Origin of the sequence: Thioalkalivibrio sp. AKL19 (genome assembly GCF_000420165.1) — a bacterium.
Taxonomy (GTDB): Bacteria; Pseudomonadota; Gammaproteobacteria; order Ectothiorhodospirales; family Ectothiorhodospiraceae; genus Thioalkalivibrio.
This window is the reverse complement of record NZ_ATUK01000011.1, coordinates 15,933-32,868: the sequence shown is the minus strand read 5'-3', so window position 1 is coordinate 32,868 and position 16,936 is coordinate 15,933. Positions and strand designations below refer to the sequence as shown.

At 67.2% G+C, this 16,936-nt stretch carries 14 protein-coding genes; 5 read left to right on the top strand and 9 right to left on the bottom strand.

Translation table 11 applies throughout. The annotated features are described in order from the left end of the window. Position 1: 1 nt before the first annotated feature. A complete protein-coding gene (asnB, locus tag F817_RS0105125) occupies positions 2 to 2,020 on the top strand; it encodes an asparagine synthase (glutamine-hydrolyzing) (protein ID WP_024326639.1) in 2,019 nt (672 codons plus the stop codon). A 199-nt stretch (positions 2,021 to 2,219) separates the two neighbouring features. Here the strand turns inward: asnB and glnA are convergent, their stop codons facing one another. Further along, positions 2,220 to 3,629: a glutamate--ammonia ligase gene (glnA, locus tag F817_RS0105120; protein ID WP_024326638.1), complete on the bottom strand. Its 1,410-nt coding sequence runs from the start codon at positions 3,627 to 3,629 to the stop codon at positions 2,220 to 2,222. A 221-nt stretch (positions 3,630 to 3,850) separates the two neighbouring features. After that, the gene (locus F817_RS0105115) at positions 3,851 to 5,074 is read right to left on the bottom strand and encodes a cation diffusion facilitator family transporter (protein WP_024326637.1); all 1,224 of its coding nucleotides are present in this window, start codon (positions 5,072 to 5,074) and stop codon (positions 3,851 to 3,853) included. A 165-nt stretch (positions 5,075 to 5,239) separates the two neighbouring features. Here F817_RS0105115 and glyQ point away from each other — a divergent pair, with 165 nt between their 5' ends. Genes glyQ through F817_RS0105095 form a run of 4 tightly spaced genes read left to right on the top strand, consistent with a single transcriptional unit; the run spans position 5,240 to position 9,721 of the window. Next, complete coding sequence (gene glyQ, locus F817_RS0105110; RefSeq protein ID WP_024326636.1) at positions 5,240 to 6,184, top strand: glycine--tRNA ligase subunit alpha; 945 nt, start codon at positions 5,240 to 5,242, stop codon at positions 6,182 to 6,184. Positions 6,185 to 6,243: 59 nt separating this feature from the next. Continuing rightward, a complete protein-coding gene (glyS, locus tag F817_RS0105105) occupies positions 6,244 to 8,325 on the top strand; it encodes a glycine--tRNA ligase subunit beta (RefSeq protein WP_024326635.1) in 2,082 nt (693 codons plus the stop codon). A 9-nt stretch (positions 8,326 to 8,334) separates the two neighbouring features. After that, the gene (locus F817_RS0105100) at positions 8,335 to 9,090 is read left to right on the top strand and encodes a 1-acyl-sn-glycerol-3-phosphate acyltransferase (protein ID WP_024326634.1); all 756 of its coding nucleotides are present in this window, start codon (positions 8,335 to 8,337) and stop codon (positions 9,088 to 9,090) included. Then, on the top strand, positions 9,080 to 9,721 hold the full coding sequence (locus F817_RS0105095) for a hypothetical protein (protein ID WP_024326633.1): 642 nt from the start codon (positions 9,080 to 9,082) through the stop codon (positions 9,719 to 9,721). Before F817_RS0105100 ends, F817_RS0105095 begins: the two co-directional genes overlap by 11 nt. A 113-nt stretch (positions 9,722 to 9,834) precedes the next feature. On the opposite strand, the gene F817_RS0105090 is transcribed toward F817_RS0105095, so the two are convergent. From F817_RS0105090 to F817_RS0105060, 7 genes are all read right to left on the bottom strand, one after another. Then, the gene (locus F817_RS0105090; RefSeq protein ID WP_024326632.1) at positions 9,835 to 10,581 is read right to left on the bottom strand and encodes a ThiF family adenylyltransferase; all 747 of its coding nucleotides are present in this window, start codon (positions 10,579 to 10,581) and stop codon (positions 9,835 to 9,837) included. Further along, positions 10,578 to 11,360, bottom strand: a complete 783-nt coding sequence (locus F817_RS0105085) for a TatD family hydrolase (RefSeq protein WP_024326631.1) — start codon at positions 11,358 to 11,360, stop codon at positions 10,578 to 10,580. The genes F817_RS0105090 and F817_RS0105085 overlap by 4 nt, the downstream gene beginning before the upstream one ends. A gap of 20 nt (positions 11,361 to 11,380) precedes the next feature. Next, entirely contained in the window at positions 11,381 to 12,415 is a 1,035-nt protein-coding gene (locus F817_RS0105080) for an NADP(H)-dependent aldo-keto reductase (protein WP_024326630.1), read from the bottom strand. A 19-nt stretch (positions 12,416 to 12,434) separates the two neighbouring features. Further along, complete coding sequence (locus F817_RS0105075; protein WP_024326629.1) at positions 12,435 to 13,565, bottom strand: FIST C-terminal domain-containing protein; 1,131 nt, start codon at positions 13,563 to 13,565, stop codon at positions 12,435 to 12,437. Further along, entirely contained in the window at positions 13,562 to 14,020 is a 459-nt protein-coding gene (locus F817_RS0105070) for a hypothetical protein (protein ID WP_024326628.1), read from the bottom strand. The genes F817_RS0105075 and F817_RS0105070 overlap by 4 nt, the downstream gene beginning before the upstream one ends. 110 nt (positions 14,021 to 14,130) lie before the next feature. Next, the gene (locus tag F817_RS0105065) at positions 14,131 to 15,021 is read right to left on the bottom strand and encodes a phosphoribulokinase (protein WP_024326627.1); all 891 of its coding nucleotides are present in this window, start codon (positions 15,019 to 15,021) and stop codon (positions 14,131 to 14,133) included. 48 nt (positions 15,022 to 15,069) lie between these two features. Continuing rightward, complete coding sequence (locus tag F817_RS0105060; protein WP_024326626.1) at positions 15,070 to 16,908, bottom strand: SLC13 family permease; 1,839 nt, start codon at positions 16,906 to 16,908, stop codon at positions 15,070 to 15,072. Positions 16,909 to 16,936 lie beyond the last annotated feature (28 nt).

Genomic DNA, 16,936 nt, shown 5'->3' with positions numbered 1-16,936 from the left:
CATGTGTGGCATCGCCGGAATCTTTCACGCCGACCCGAACCGCAAGGTCGACCCGCAAACCCTGGTCAACATGGCCGCGATCCAGTATCACCGCGGCCCTGACGGCTTTGGCTACAAGACGCAGGATGACCGTGGCGTGGGGTTCTCCCACGCGCGGCTGTCGATCATCGACCTGGACGAGAACCGCGGGCGCCAGCCGTTCTGCATGACCAACGGCGAGATCATGACCGCGGTCAATGGCGAGTTGTACGACTACAAGCGCATTCGCACGGATCTCACCTCTCGCGGGGTCAAGTTCCGCACCAAGAGTGACTCCGAGATGGTCATGCACCTGTACCAGCGCGAGGGGCTGGAGGACGCGGTGAAGCACTTCCGCGGCGAATTCGCGATCTCGCTGTACGACCGCGAGCATGACCGGCTGGTACTGATCCGCGACCGCTTCGGCATCAAGCCGCTGTACTTCACCGAGGCCAACGGCAGCTTCGTATTCGGCTCCGAGCTGAAGGTGCTGTTCGCCAACCCCGACGTCCCGCGCCAGTTCTCCGACGACGGCCTGTACCACCAGCTGATGCAGACGATGGTGCCCGGGACCACGGCGTTCGAGGACATCCACCAGGTGAAGCCCGGGCACATGGTGATCGTCGAGCGCGCCCACGGGAAGCTGAAGATCCGCCAGGAGAAGTACTGGGACATGGACTTCCCGCTGGCCTCCGAGCGCCCGCCCGAGAGCGAGACCGACGAGGAGTACTGGATCGAGGGCGTGCGCGAGAAGCTGATGGAGGCGGTGCAGCTGCGCCTGGAGGCCGACGTGCCGGTGGCCTGCTATCTCTCCGGCGGGATCGACTCCTGCATCACCCTGGGGCTCGCCTCGGCCAGCCAGCAGGCGCCGGTCAAGGCGTTCACCATCGGCTTCGACAACGACGACTACGACGAGACCGCGATCGCCCGCGAGATGGCCGAGAGCGTCGGCGCCGACCAGGACATCATGACCCTGAACGCCGACCACCTCTACGACAACTTCGAAGAGGCGCTGTGGCACGCCGAGCGCACCATCTACAACACGCTCGGCGTGGCCAAGCTGCTGATGAGCCGCCACGTGAACAAGGCCGGCTACAAGGTCGTGGTCACCGGCGAGGGTTCGGACGAGCTGTTCGGCGGCTACCCGGCCTTCCGGCGCGACATGTTCCTGCACGGCCTCGATACCCTGCCGGAGGCCGATCGCCAGGCCTGGCAGCAGATGCTGAACGAATCCAACGAACTGGTATCCGGCGCGATGCTGGCCGAGAACGAGCTGGATGACCCCGAATTCACGAAGATGATGGGGTTCACGCCGTCCTGCCTGCAGCCGTGGCTGGCCGCGGCCGACCACGTCCCGGGCCTGCTGCATCCGAAGCGCCGCGCGCGCATGCAGGGCTACCAGCCGGGCAAGGCCATCGCCGATGCCCTGGACGACGACATGCTGGAAGGCCGGCATCCGCTGGACAAGGCGCAGTACGTCTGGATCAAGACCATGCTGGAAGGCCAGATCCTGACCTGGGGTGGCGACCGCATGGACATGGCCAATTCGATGGAGGCGCGTCCGCCGTTCCTCGATCACCACCTGGCCGAGTTCGCCGCCCAACTGCCGCCGACCATGCGCATCAAGGGCAAGACCGAGAAGTACGTGCTGCGCGAATCGATGAAGGGACTGCTGCCCAAGGTCCTCTACGAGCGCGAGAAGTTCGCGTTCATGGCGCCGCCGGCGCACACCGACCCGGTGAAGTGGGCCGCGATGAAGGCCCTCGCCGATCGCTACCTCGCGCCGGAGAAGGTCGAGCAGGCCGGCCTGCTCGACCCGGAGGGTGTGCGCCAGGTGTTCGAGCTGCACGAGTCCGAGGATACCCCGGCCGCCACCCAGGTCCAGCTGGACGCGGTGATCAACCACATGATCGGGGTCCAGGTGCTGTACGAGAAGTTCGTCGCCACGGACATCCCGGCGCTGGCGCAGCAAAAGGCCGAGGAGTTCGGCTGGCACGCCTGATCACCGGCGACGACCAGGCGGGTCCGGGGAACTCCTCCCCTGTCCCGCTCGCAGGCCCCGCGGATTGTCGATCCGCGGGGCCTTTCATTTGCGGCTCCCGACTGACTGCCTGCCGGGCAGGCGGACACAAAAAAGCCGCCGGCCCGGCGGGCGCGGCGGCGGATGGCCTCGCGGCCCCGAGGGGCCGGAAGCGGGTGCCTTACAGGCTGTAGTACATGTCGAACTCGATCGGATGGGTGGTCATGCGCATCTGCGTGACGTCTTCCATCTTCAGGTCGATGTAGGCATCGATCATGTCGTCGGTGAACACGCCACCCTGGGTCAGGAACTCGCGATCCTGGTTCAGGGCTTCCAGCGCCTGGTCCAGCGAGTGGCAGACCTGCGGGATGCCCTTTTCCTCTTCCGGCGGCAGGTCGTAGAGGTTCTTGTCCATCGCGTCGCCCGGGTGGATCTTGTTCTGGATACCGTCGAGGCCAGCCATCAGCATGGCGGCGAACGCCAGGTAGGGGTTGGCGGTGGAGTCCGGGAAGCGCAGCTCGACGCGACGGCCCTTCGGGTTCATCACGAACGGGATACGCAGCGAAGCGGAGCGGTTGCGCGCGGAGTAGGCCAGCATGACCGGTGCTTCGAAGCCCGGCACCAGGCGCTTGTAGCTGTTGGTGGACGGGTTGGTGAAGGCGTTCAGCGCGCGGGCATGCTTGATGATGCCGCCGATGTAGAACAGTGCGGTCTCGGACAGGCCTCCGTACAGGTCGCCGGAGAACAGGTTCTTGCCATCCTTCGACAGTGACTGGTGCACGTGCATGCCGGAACCGTTGTCACCCACGATCGGCTTGGGCATGAAGGTCGCGGTCTTGCCGTGGATATGGGCCACGTTCTGCACCACGTACTTCAGGATCTGCACCTCGTCGGCCTTCTGCGTCAGGGTCGCCGGACCCACGCCGATCTCGCACTGGCCGGCGGTCGCCACCTCGTGGTGGTGCACCTCGGTCTCCAGGCCCATCTCGGTCATGACTTCGCACATCGTGGAGCGGATGTCGTGCAGGCTGTCGACCGGCGGGACCGGGAAGTAGCCGCCCTTCACGCCCGGGCGGTGCCCGATGTTGCCGTCCTCGTAGACGCGCTCGGAGTTCCAGGAGGCTTCCTGGGAGTCGACGCGGCAATAGGAGCCGGACAGGCTGGTGCCCCACTTCACGTCGTCAAAGATGAAGAACTCGTTCTCCGGGCCGAACAGCGCGGTGTCGGCGATGCCGGTGCTCTGCAGGTAGGCCTCGGCACGGCGCGCCAGGGAGCGCGGGCAGCGGTCGTAGCCCTGCATGGTGGCCGGCTCGACCACGTCACAGCGGATGTTCATGGTCATGTCTTCGAAGAACGGGTCGATCACGGCCGACTCGGCGTCCGGCATCAGGATCATGTCGGACTCGTTGATCCCCTTCCAGCCGGAGATCGAGGAGCCGTCGAACATCTTGCCTTCCTCGAAGGTCTCTTCGTCGATGTCGTGGGCCGGCATGGTCACATGCTGTTCCTTGCCCTTGGAGTCGGTAAAACGGAAGTCGACGAAGCGCACTTCCTTTTCCTTGATCTGGTTCAGCACGTCGGCTGCGGACATGGGGGTCTCCTTGGTCTTCACTAATAAAGTCTTCAATGGTGGCCGGCCGGCTCTTCGGTCCCAGCGCGGCTTCGCGATTCACTATGCAGGCATCATGCCATTCGGTCCGATCCGGCCCGGGCGCGCGAAAAACGGGCACCCGTGTCCCGCCGCCGCATCCTTTTTGCACCAATGTAGTGCCCAGGGTGCACGAAGATCGTGCGTCCGGGACGGGTGCGCACCTAATGAGTGCATGGGCGATAGAGTAGCGTGACCTCGCCCAGCATGTCGCCTACCCGAGGATGGTCGTGCAGCCGGTCGGCGAGCGCCTGAGCGCGCGCCTCCAGGTCTGCCGAAGCCGTTGCCCCGTCAAGGCGCAGCGTCACCGTCATGTGCACCCGGCCGCCGAGATAGTGCAGCGACAAGTGCTCCACCGCGTCCAGTTCCGGCGTGTCGGCCCAGGCCTCGCGCAGGGCCTCGACCAGCGTCGGGCGCAGTGGCAGGGCGGAACTGCGCGCCTGTTCCGCGTCGTTTTCCGGGTCCACGTGCACGGTAATGTCGTTGATCCGGTCATGTTCGTCGGTCACCGCATGGAAGACCGCGTCGGCGATGCGATGCCCCTCGGAGACCGAGATCATCGGCGCGACCTGGATATGCACGTCGGCCACCACGTCGCTGCCGTGGCGGCGGGTGCGCAGCATGTGTGCATCCTTGACCCCGGGCACATCGGTGATGGTGCGATGGATGCGGTCCACCTTCTCCGGTTCCAGCCCGGTGTCGATCAACTCTGCCGCGGCGCGCACGATCAGGCGCCCGGCGATATGCAGGATGAACAGCGCCACGATCAGCGCGGCCAGCGCATCCGCCCACGGGAATCCGGCCACCGCAGCACCGACCCCGACCAGTACGAACAGCGACGAGATCGCATCCGTGCGGTGGTGCCAGGCATTGGCATCCAGCATCCGCGAGCGCAGGCGCTTCGCCACCCGGTGGGTGTACTGGTACAGGCCTTCCTTGGCCACCAGCGTCAGCGCGGCAAAGAAGATGGCCATGTTCGCGGGACCGGTCATCGCCTCGGGCTCGACCAGCCGGCTGCCGGCCGCCCAGGCGATCCCCAGGCCCGCGAATGCCAGAAAGACCCCGACGATCACCGTCGCCAGCGTCTCGATCCGGGCGTGCCCGTAGGGGTGGTCCTGGTCAGGGGAGGCGGACGCCTTGCGCGCGGCGAACAGCACCACCCCGTCGGTGACCAGGTCCGACAGCGTGTGCACGCCGTCCGCCACCAGTGCCTGCGAGTTCAGCAGCCAGCCGCTGAGTAGCTGCGCGACCGCAAGGACGCTGTTCACGGTCGCGCCCACCAGCGTGACCCGGCGCGTATCGCGATAGCGCTGGCCGTTCGCCGCCGTCACCGTCGGTTCCGCATTGGCGTGGGGCTCGCTCAGGGCCGCTCTCCCGAACAGGATCAAGCGCCCAGTATGGGCGCCTTCCCGCCCGGTGCAAAACCGCCCACCGCGCCACGGCTAACACGGGGTCGGGCGAGCGGGTCCGTCGGCCCGCGTTTCGCGCGGGCGGTGGCCGCGGCCGAAGCCGGGCCGATATACTGTCGGCTTTGCCCTGACCCGGGATCCCGCATGTCGCACGAACGCACCCCGTCCAGCAGCAGCCCGACCTTCCAGGACCTGATCCGGCGCTTGCAGGATTACTGGAACGATCACGGCTGTGTGGTCCTGCAGCCCTACGATATGGAGATGGGCGCGGGCACCTTCCATCCGGCGACCTTCCTGCGCTCCATCGGTCCGGAGCCGTGGCGCGCGGCCTATGTGCAGCCCAGCCGTCGCCCGACCGACGGGCGCTATGGCGACAATCCCAACCGCCTGCAGCACTACTACCAGTTCCAGGTCCTGCTGAAACCCTCGCCGCCGGACATCCAGGACCTCTACCTCGGTTCCCTGGAGGCGCTGGGCTTCGACACCCTGACCCACGACGTGCGCTTCGTCGAGGACAACTGGGAGTCCCCGACCCTCGGCGCCTGGGGCTTGGGCTGGGAGGTCTGGCTCAACGGCATGGAGGTCACCCAGTTCACCTACTTCCAGCAGGTGGGCGGACTGGACTGCCACCCGGTGTCCGGCGAGATCACCTATGGCCTCGAACGCCTGGCGATGTACCTGCAGGGGGTGGAGAGCGTCTTTGATCTGGTCTGGACGATCGGGCCTGACGGCCGCGCGATCACCTATGGCGACGTCTACCACCAGAACGAGGTGGAGCAGTCCACCTACAACTTCGAGCACGCCGACCGCGACGCCCTGTTCGCCGCCTTTGACCAGCACGCGACCGAGAGCGATCGCATGATCGAGCTGGGCCTGCCCCTGCCGGCCTACGAGCAGATGCTGCGCGCCTCGCACAGTTTCAATCTGCTGGATGCGCGCGGCGCAATCTCGGTCACCGAACGCCAGCGCTACATCCTGCGCGTGCGCGAGCTGTCGCGGAATGTTGCGCAGAAGTACTACGAGTCGCGCGAGGCCCTGGGCTTCCCGCTGTGCGCCGCCGACGACCGCAACAAGCCCGACGCCGCCTGAATTCTCTTCCCGGACCGCGCCAACCCGCGCGGTCGTGATGGACCCGACACGGACCCGACATGGCTGAAGCCCGCGAACTCCTGATCGAACTCGGCACCGAGGAGCTGCCCCCGACCGCGCTGACCCGCCTGCGCGATGCCCTGGCCGAGGGCCTGACCACCCGCCTGCGCGAGGCCGGGCTGGAGCCGGGCGCGCCCGAGACCTTCGCCACCCCGCGCCGGCTGGCCGTGCTGTTCCCGGACGTCCCGGCGCAGCAGCCGGCTCAGCTCCAGGAGCGTCGCGGCCCGGCCGTGGCCGCCGCCTTCGACGATGCGGGTGAGCCCACCAAGGCAGTGCTGGGGTTTGCGCGCTCCTGTGGGGTCGAGGTCGATCGCCTGGAGCGCGAGACCACCGACAAGGGTGAATACCTGGTGTTTCGCCAACTGCAGCCGGGCCGCGCGCTGGGCGAGCTGCTGCCGGAGATGCTCGAGGCCGCGCTGGAGGCGCTGCCCACCCCCAAGCGCATGCGCTGGGGCAGCAGCCGCACCGAGTTCGTGCGCCCGGCGCACTGGCTGGTGGTGTTGCACGGCACCGAGGTGCTGGAGATGACGGTGCTGGAACAAACGGCCGGGCACGCCACGTACGGCCACCGCTTCCACCAGCCCGGTGCGCTGGAACTGAAGCGTGGGAACGACTACGCGGAGCGGTTGCGCAGCCCGGGCTTCGTCGAGCCGTCGTTCGAGGCGCGGCGCGAACGCATCCTGGAACAGGTCCACGAACAGGCGAAGGCGCTGGGTGGCCGTGCACTGGTGGATGCGGACCTGCTGGACGAGGTGACGGCGCTGGTCGAATGGCCGGTGGCCCTAACCGGCGGTTTCGACCCGCGCTTCCTGGAGGTCCCGCAGGAGGCGCTGATCTCCACCATGCAGGACAACCAGAAATACTTCCCGGTGGTCGACGAGGCCGGCCGCATGCAGCCGCACTTCATCGTGATCAGCAACATCGAATCGCGTGATCCGCATGCGGTGCGCGACGGCAACGAGCGCGTGCTACGCCCGCGCTTCGCGGATGCCGAATTCTTCTGGCAGCAGGACCGCAACAAGCGCCTGGAGGAACGCCTGGAGGCGCTGGACTCGGTCGTGTTCGAGAAGCGCCTGGGCACGCTGCGCGACAAGTCCACGCGCCTCGAGGCCCTGATGCAGCGCCTGGCCGGGCTGATGGAGCTGGACGCGAACCTCGCCGCGCGCGCCGCGCGACTGGCCAAGTGCGACCTGGTCACCCAGATGGTGTTCGAGTTCACCGAGCTGCAGGGCACCATGGGGCGTTACTACGCCCTGCACGACCGCGAGGACGAGACCGTCGCCGCCGCGGTCGAGCAGCACTACTGGCCGCGTCAGTCCGGTTCCGAGCTGCCGGACGCCCCGCTCGCCCAGGCGCTGGCGCTGGCCGATCGTCTCGACACCCTGGTGGGGATCTTCGCCATCGGCAAGCAGCCCACCGGCACCAAGGATCCGTTCGCCCTGCGCCGCGCCGCGCTGGGGCTGGTGCGCATCCTGGTCGAGCGCGAACTGCCGCTGGCCCTGACCCCGCTGCTGCAGGCCGCCGCCGAGCCCATCCGCGAACGCGTCCCGGAGGCCGACCAGGCCGTGGAGCCAGTGCGTGAGTACATCCTCGAGCGCCTGCGCGGGTACCTGCTGGAACAGGGTCAGGCGCACGAGACCATCGAGGCGGTGGCCGCGGTCGCGCCGGATGCCCCGCTGGACTTTGCCCGCCGCGTGCGCGCGGTCAGCCTGTTCCGCGAACGCCCGGAGGCCGAGGCGCTGGCCGCCGCGAACAAGCGGATCCACAACCTGCTGCGCAAGGCCGGCGAGGAGGCCGAGGCGGAACTCGATCCGGAGACCCTGGCGCTGGACGAGGAGCGTCAGCTGTACCAGGGGCTGCAGGCGGTTCGCCCGGGCGTCGAGCAGGCCGTGGCCGCGGGCGACTACCTGCATGCCCTCGGCGAGCTGGCGGGCCTGCGCGACCGCGTGGATACCTTCTTTGACCAGGTCATGGTGATGGCGGAGGACGCCACCGAGCGGCGCAATCGCCTGGCCCTGCTGCGCGAGTTGCGCCGCGCCTTCGAGACGGTGGCCGATATCGGCCGCTTGGCCACTGGATAGGGCCCTTCCATGCTGCCCCTGATCCGCGGCCTGCTGTTCCAGGCGGGGTTTATCGGCTCGATGCTGGTGTTCGGGCTGCTGGTGCCGCCGCTGATCTGGCCGTTCTCGCGCCCGGTTCGCTACCGCGTGTTGACCCAGTGGGGGCGTTTCAATGTCTGGTGGCTGCGCATCACCTGCGGCATCGACTACCGGGTGCACGGGGCCGAGCACATCGATCCCTCGCGTCCGCATGTGGTGCTGTCGAAACACCAGTCGGCCTGGGAGACGGTGGCCTTCGTCATGATCTTCCCGATGCAGACCTGGGTGCTCAAGCGCGAGCTGATGCGGATCCCGGTGTTCGGCTGGACCTTGTCCATGATCGACCCGGTGCCCATCGACCGCGAGGGCGGGCGCCAGGCGCTGGAGAACCTGGTGACCGAGGGTCAGCAGCGCCTGGACGCGGGCCGCTGGGTGGTCGTGTTCCCCGAGGGGACGCGCGTGGCCCCGGGCGAACACGGGCGCTATCGCCAGGGCGGCGCGATGCTGGCGGCACGTACCGGCTATCCGGTCCTGCCGGTGGCGCTGAACAGCGGGAGCTTCTGGCCCAAGAAGGGCATCCGGCGCTACCCCGGCACCATCGAGGTGGTGATCGGGCCGCCGATCGAGACCGCCGGGCGCAAGCCGGTCGAGGTACTCGGCGAGGCCGAGGACTGGATCGAGACCACCATGGCCGGGATCGAGCCGCGCCCGGCCAGCACGCCCGCGGAGAAGCCGAATGGCCAGTGAACCCGTGATCAGCGCGCCGCTGGTCGAGCTGCGTGACCGGACGATCTACCGGATCGGCGATTCGGAGCCGGCCGTCTGGTTGATCGACGACCTCGAGCTCGGCGGCATCCTGGTGAACGCGCCGGTCTACTCCGAGCCGCTCCTGGGGGCGATCCGGGCCATCCGCAAGCCCGCCTACCTGTTCCTGCCTAGCCGGCACGGGGCGCAGGATCTGGATGCCTGGCGTGCCGCGGGGCTCGAGACCCTGGCGTTCGAGGCCGAGGCCCCGGCAATCCGCGCCGCCGGTGGCGAGATCGACATCGCCTTCAACCGCAAGCAGCGCCTGTCGCGCACCATCGACTTTCTGCCGATGGCCGGCGTGACCGACGGGACCTGCGCGCTGCGCCTGAAGAACCTGCCCGGCGTGGTCTTCTTCGGCCCCGCGCTGTCCCCCGGCGCGGATGGCTGGCCCACGCTGATCCAGAACCCCGAGGATCACTCCTTCGAGGCGCGCCTGTTCGGCGCGCTGGGCGTGAAGGACCTGAAATTCGCCTACGCCTTCTGCGACCGCTTCGATCCCGCCACCACCCACTTCGGCCCGGACGCCGACCAGCACATCCAGGCCCGTATCGAGGCCGTCTTCGACGACTAGGGTTGGGTGCCCGCGGCCTGGCGCGGCAGAGGGGTGTCCCTCGCCGATTGCCGCGGCGCGTTGCGCCTCGCAATGACCAGTTGGCCCGTTTCTCCGGCGCGGATTCGTGCGCGTCAGGCGCGGGCGATCAGGTTCTGGATCACGTGGCCGGCGGCAGTCAGGCCGAAGATGGCCGGCAGGTAGGAGATGGTGCCGTTGACCGAGCGCGGGCGTCCGCCATCGCCGACCGGCCGGTGCTCCGTGCCCTTGCGCGGCTGCTCGATGGAGAACACCACGGGGTAGTCGAGATGCGCGCCCAGTCGGCGCAGGCGCTTGCGCATCTGCCGCGCGAGCGGGCACACGCGGGTCTCGGCCAGCGGCCCGACGCGCACGGCCGTCGGGTCGATGCGTCCGCCTGCCCCCATGCTCGAGATCACGCCCTGTCCGCGGGCCTGGGCCGTTGCCACCAGGGCGGCCTTGCACACAATGGAATCGATCGCGTCCAGCACGAAGTCGGCATCCTCCGGCACCAGGTCGCCGATGGTGTCGGGTTGAAGGAAGTCGTGGCGGATCGTGACCTCGATGTCGGGATCAATGTCGCGGATGCGGGCCGTCATGATCTCGGTCTTGGGCCGGTCCACGGTGGAGCGCAGCGCCACCAGCTGGCGGTTCAGGTTGGAGGCCCCGACCACGTCGTGATCGGCCAGGGTCATGCGCCCGATCCCGGCCCGGGCGATCGCCTCGGCGGCGTAGCTGCCCACCCCGCCGAGCCCGGCGATGAATACGTGCCGGTCGCGCAGGCGCGCGGTCACGTCCCGTCCCAGAAGCAGATCCGTGCGCTCGGTGTACGGGTTGAAGTCGGGGGGCGGGTTCGTGCTCATTGGGCGGTGCCGTTGGGTAGCCGGAGGATCCGGCGTGCATTTTGTGTGGTTATTATAGCCATGTCCTGCGAAGCCATGTCCCGCAGTGTCGCCAGCGCCGTGTTGACCTCGGTCACCCGGGCCGGTTCGTTGCGCTCGCCCTGGTGTCCGGCCAGCGGCTGATCGGGAGCGTCGGTCTCTACCACCAGGGCCGCCAGCGGCGCGTCGCGCACCACGCGGTGCAGTTTCTTCGCCCGATCATAGGTGACGGGTCCGCCAATGCCGAGTGCAAAGCCCAGGTCCACGGCCTGTTGTGCCTGCTGCGGCGAGCCGATGAATGCGTGCAGGATGCCGGTTACGCCGGGGTACTGGCGCAGACCCTTCAGGACCGCGTCGAGCGCGCGCCGGCTGTGGATGATCACCGGAAGGTCGTGTTCCCGGGCGATGGCCAGCTGTCGCGTGTAAAAGCGCCACTGGCGGTCCCAGTCGAGGCCCTCCTGGTATCCATCCAGTCCGATCTCGCCGATGGCGACGGTCTCCGGGTGTGTGTCCAGCCAGGCCTCCAGCGCGTCGAGGTCGTCATCCGCATGGTCCTGCAGGAAGAGCGGGTGCAGACCGTAGGCGACATGCAGGCCGCTGTCCTGCCGGTGCAGGGCGTCCAGGTCCGGCCAGCGTGCGCGCGTGACGCCGGGCAGGACCAGCTCACCCACGCCAGCGGCCCGGGCGCGGTCCAGCACCATCGGGCGGTCCGGATCGAACGCGTCCAGGTCCAGGTGGACATGCGTGTCGATCAGGTACACGGCGCCGGGGTTCCCGATTCCTATGGGCAGGGGTAGGTGTAGCGGGCGTGGATGGTCTCGATGGCCTCCAGCACGGCATCGGACAGGGTGATATCCACGGTCGCGATGTTCTCGCGCAGCTGCTCCATGTTGGTGGCGCCGACCAGATTGCTGGTCACGAACGGCTGCTGGTTGACGAAGGCGAGCGCCAGCTGGGCCGGGGTCAGGCCGTGTTCTGCGGCGAGCCTGGCGTATTCGGCCGTCGCGGCCAGACCGGATTCGTTGCTGTAGCGCTGGAAGCGCTCGAACAGCGTCAGGCGAGCGCCCTCGGGTTTGGCACCGTCCAGGTACTTGCCGGAGAGCATGCCGAAGGCCAGCGGCGAATAGGCCAGCAACCCCGCGTCCTCGCGGATGGCCATCTCGGCCAGGCCCGCCTCGAAGCTGCGGTTGAGCAGGTTGTAGGGGTTCTGGATGGAGACGATGCGCTCGGACAACCCGCGGTCATGCGCGCGAATCCACTCCATGAAGCCCCACGGGGTCTCGTTGGAGATACCGATGCTGCGCACGCGCCCGCTGTCGACCACGGCCTTCAGGGCCTCGGCGGTCTCCTCGATCGGGGTCGCGTCATCGTCCGCCTTGTGGACATAGCCCAGCTGGCCGAAGAAGTTGGTGGAGCGGGCCGGCCAGTGAACCTGGTAGAGATCCAGGTAGTCGGTCTGCAGCCGCTTGAGACTGTCGTCCAGGGCCTGCTCGATGTGCTTGCGGTCCAGCTTCGGGCCGCCGCGCAGGTAGTCGATCATGCCGGGGCCGGCGACCTTGCTGGCCAGCACGACCTGGTCGCGGTTGCCGCGTGCCGCCAGCCAGTTCCCGATGCAGGTCTCGGTCAGCCCCTGGGTCTCTTCACGCGGGGGCACGGGGTACATCTCGGCGGCGTCAATCAGGTTCACGCCCTGTTCGAGCGCGTAGTCGAGTTGCTCGTGGGCCTCGGCCTCGGTGTTCTGTTCGCCCCAGGTCATCGTGCCCAGGCCGATCAGGCTGACCTCGATGTCGGTCCGTCCCAGTCTGCGGTATTGCATGCGCGGTTCCCTTGATGGTTCAGGTGAACAGGGTCAGAACCCCGGTGTAGCCGTACAGGCGGTTGGCGAAGATCTCGCCGTTGGCAAAGAAGCCGACCAGCGGCACGTCGCCCAGGTGTTTCTGCACGATACCCAGTTCCGTGCCTTCCTGCGCGAACTGGTGGCGCCCGCGCCCGACACAGGAGACGTAGATGGCCCCGCGAATGCCGTTCGGCGCCTGCGTGCGGATCTGGTCCAGCATGCGCTCCAGGTCCTCGATGGCCGCCTGGCCGTCACGGCGCACGAAGAGGATCTGCGAGCCCGGCTCCAGCATCTCGCCGACCGCCAGCACCTGCTGGTCCAGGTCGATCCCGATGATGTTGCGCACGCGATAGTCGCCGGTGTCCGAGCCGGGAATGGGGAAACCGACCAGGATGTAGCCCAGCGCCCGCTCCAGGTCGCGCGACAGGACGTCGCCAATGATGCCCTTGAACGCCGGCAGGGCCTGCTGGCCGTCCAGGCGCACGATGATGTTGCGCCAGGTTTCGGTCAGCTCGTGCTGGCCGGGCAGCGGCGTGCAGCCCTGGGTGTGGCGCGCGGCAATCCCGACGTCATCGCGCAGGGCCAGGCCGGTGATGCCCGAGGCGGCGACCCCGTCGGCGATCTGTACCACGCCGTCGTCGCCGGAGTTGACCCCGCCGGTGGCAAACCAGGCGGTGTGTTGGTCGATCTCGGTCAGGAGGTCTTCCAGGCCCTCCATGCGCGGATCGGCGTTCAGGATCAGGCGGCCCGGTGTCTGCGGATCGAGAAAGCCGTCCAGCACCTTCGCCAGTTCGTCAAAGCTCCGCACCGGGTGGTAGATGACACGGACGCTGCTGGCCGGGAACTCGCCGACCATCAGGGTCGCGCCCGGTTGCTCGTAGACCTCGTCGTGCGGCCCGATGACGGCCATGGCCATGCCGCCAACGAAATGATCCACGCCCAGCCCCGCGCGCAGGTGGTTCAGCAGGGTGCGGGCGTGGCGGCTGAGCGCGTCGGAGAGAAAGATGAAGCCGACCCGGACCTGGTCCTCGCCGCGCGCGGGCTGATCGCCCAGCTCGGCGATCAGGGCGTCGGCCAGGGCCCGGGGTTCGTCGCCGCGGGCGGTGGCACTGCGAAAGGCTGTGGTCATAAACCGAGATGCTCCAGCATGCTGAGGGCCTCGTTGTCGTCGACCGGCAGGCCGGTGTGCACGTTCAGGCCGCCGTCTTCGGCGAAGACCAGGCGGGCATGGTGGCGGGTGTCCAGTTCTTCCAGGAACCAGGCGATCTCGGAGGGATGCACCGTATGTTCTCCGCGCTTCAGGTGACGGATCAGGATCGCCTCCTCGCGCACATCCAGAAACAGGGGTAGCGGCAGTCCCAGGGCCAGGATGTGGGTTTGCACCAGCCATTCCACCGGGCTTGGCCGCCGCCGTGGCAGTGGCCGGCTGTCGATGCGGAAGTGACCGCCGCCGCCTGGCTGCTTCAGGAGCTCCTCCAGCCAGTCGCCGGTGAAGCCCTGATGAACGATCAGGGAGCGGCCGGTATAGCGGCCGCGAAAGCGCTCCATCTGCTGGGCTGGCCGTGGCCCGAAGAGTCCCAACACGCCTACTCCGTCCTTATCCGGATAAAGCCCGAATCCTAGCCGAATGCTCGCCCCCGAACGAAAAAAGCCCCGCCGGAGCGGGGCTGGGGAACTTCCGTCGTGCTGCTCGATCAGCCGCGGCGCGACAGCATCTCGTGGATGATCGGGCCCAGGATGACCTCCATCGCGAAACTCATCTTGCCGCCCGGGACCACCAGGGTCTTGGGGTCGGACATGAAGGAATCGGGGATCATGTTCAGCAGGTAGGGAAAGTCGATGCCGAACTTCGACGGATCCTTGAAGCTGATGACGACCATGGACTCGTCCGGGGTCGGGACCGCGCGGGCGATAAACGGGTTGGAGGTGTCCACGGTCGGCACGCGCTGGAAATTGATGTCGGTGTAGCCGAACTGCGGAGTGATGTAGTTCACGTAGTCCGGCATGCGGCGCAGGATCGTGTCGACGATGGCCTCGGCGGAATAGCCGCGCTCGGCGTTGTCGCGGAAGATCTTCTGGATCCACTCGAGGTTCACGATCGGCACCACGCCGATGCCCAGATCCACGTGTTGCGCGGCGTTCACGTCACCGTCCACGACCAGACCGTGCAGGCCCTCGTAGAACATCAGGTCGGTACCCGGCTGGATCTCTTCCCATGGAGTGAACTCGCCCGGGCCCAGGTTGGTGCCGAGGCGCTCGTTGTGGGCAGCGGCCTCTTCGTCGGAGTGCAGGTAGTAGCGCTTCTCGCCCTGGCCGGTCTCGCCGTAGGTCTTGAACAGGCCCTCGATGCGTTCGAACAGGTTGGCGTCGGGCCCGAAATGCGAGAAGTGGTGGTTGCCGTCGTCGGCGGCCTTCTGCATCGCCTCCTTCATCGCCTTGCGGTCATAGCGGTGGAAGCTGTCGCCCTCGATGACGACGGGGTTGATCTGTTCGCGACGGAAGATCGACTCGAAGGAGCGCTTCACGGTGGAGGTGCCGGCACCCGAGGAACCGGTCACCGCAATCACGGGATGCTTCTGGGACATGGGATTTCTCCTTGCAAACGGGTTGCGCAAAGGTGGTGGAAAGGGAGTCTAGAAAATCAGGTTGAGCATGAACATGGCGACCACGGCAAACAGAATGGTCATGATGCCACCGGCCTTCATGTAGTCCTTCACCCGGTAGCCACCGGGGCCCATGATCAAGGCATTCACCTGGTGGGTCGGGATCAGGAAGGAATTCGAGGTCGCAATCGCGACGGTCAGCGCGAACACACGCGGGTCGGCATCCATGCCCGCGGCCTGTGCGGCGATCGCGAAGTTGATCGCCAGTGGCACCAGCAGCACGGTCGCGCCCACGTTGGACATGACCAGGGTAAAGAACGTGGCCAGGGCAAAGATCGTCGCCTGCAGCACCCAGGGCGGCACGGTCCCCAGCATCTCCAGCGTGTTCTGCGCGATCCATGCGGCGGTGCCGGTGTTCTCCACGGCCATGCCCAGCGGGATCAGCGATGCCAGCAGGAAGACCGTTTTCCAGCTGACCGCGCGATAGGCGTTGTCGAGGCTGATCACGCCGGTCAGGATCATGCCCAGCGCGCCGGTGAGCAGCGCGACCGACAGCATCAGGTCGGTGAATACGATCAGGCCCACGGTCAGCGCGAGGAAGAACAGGGCGTGCGGTACCTTGGACGGCACCAGTTCCTCGTGCGGGTAGTCCGAGGTGATCACCACGAAGTCGCGGTCCTGCTCCAGGCGGGCCAGCGATTCCCAGGTGCAGTGCACCACCAGAATGTCGCCGGTCTCCAGCGGGATTTCCCGCAGCCCCTCGCCATAGATCTCGTTGCCGCGCTGGATCCGCATGACCGACAGGCCGTAGGTCTGGCGCATCGCCAGTTCCGTGACCGTCTTGCCGACCAGGTTCGAGCCGGGGGCGATGGCGACCTCCGCAACCCCGGAGCGGCTGGTATCCATCGCATTGGCGAACACGTCCAGGCGGGTGGTGGGACGCTTGCGCGTGCCCTCGCACAGCTTTTCCATGCGCGACGGGCTGGCCAGCACGGCCAGGTGCGAGTTGGCCTGGATCTCGTAGCCGGTCCAGGGTGCCATGCGTAGCTCGTCACGCGCGTAGGTCCCGACGATCGCGATCCCGGTCTCGCGCTCGATCTCCGCGACGGTGCGACCGACCAGCGGGTCGTTCTCCGGGACGAACAGCTCGTGAACCTCGTAGGACAACCCGTATACGCGCTGGAAATAGTCCTGGGCGCTCTCGCGCTGGGCTGACTTGGTCTTCACCGACGGGAGTACGAATCGACCCAGCAGCACGAAATAGACGATGGCCGTGGCCAGCAGGGCGAGGCCGATCGGGGTGACGTCGAACAGCTGGAACGGCTCCATATCCGAAGGCAGCAGGTCGTTCAGCAGGATCAGTGGGCTGGAGCCGACCAGGGTAATGGTGCCGCCGACGATCGCGGCGAAACCCATCGGCATCAGCAGGCGCGACAGCGGGATGTTGAGGCGGTTGGAGATGCGGCTCATCACCGGCATGAACAGGGCGGCGGCGCCGATGTTCTGCATGAAGCTGGAGATCACGCCGACCGTGCCGGAGACGGTCGGGATGATGGTTTTCTCCGAGGTGCCGCCCACCCGCATGATGAAGGCCGCGACCCTGTGCATCACCCCGGTCTTGTCCAGCCCCGCGCCGATGATCATCACCGCGATGATCGAGATCACCGCATTGGAAGCGAAGCCGCTGAACAGCTCCTCCTGACCGACGAGCATCCCGAGCCCGGGCACCAGGGTCAGCAGGCCCAGCAGGACCATGACCGAGATCGCCGCGAGGTCGACCCGGACGATCTCGGAAACAAACAGGAAGATCGTGAACGCGAGCAGCGCGAGCACCACGATCATCTCGGTGGTCAGCGTAAGGTTTTCCATGTTCCAGTCGTGTCCTGAAGACCCGCGC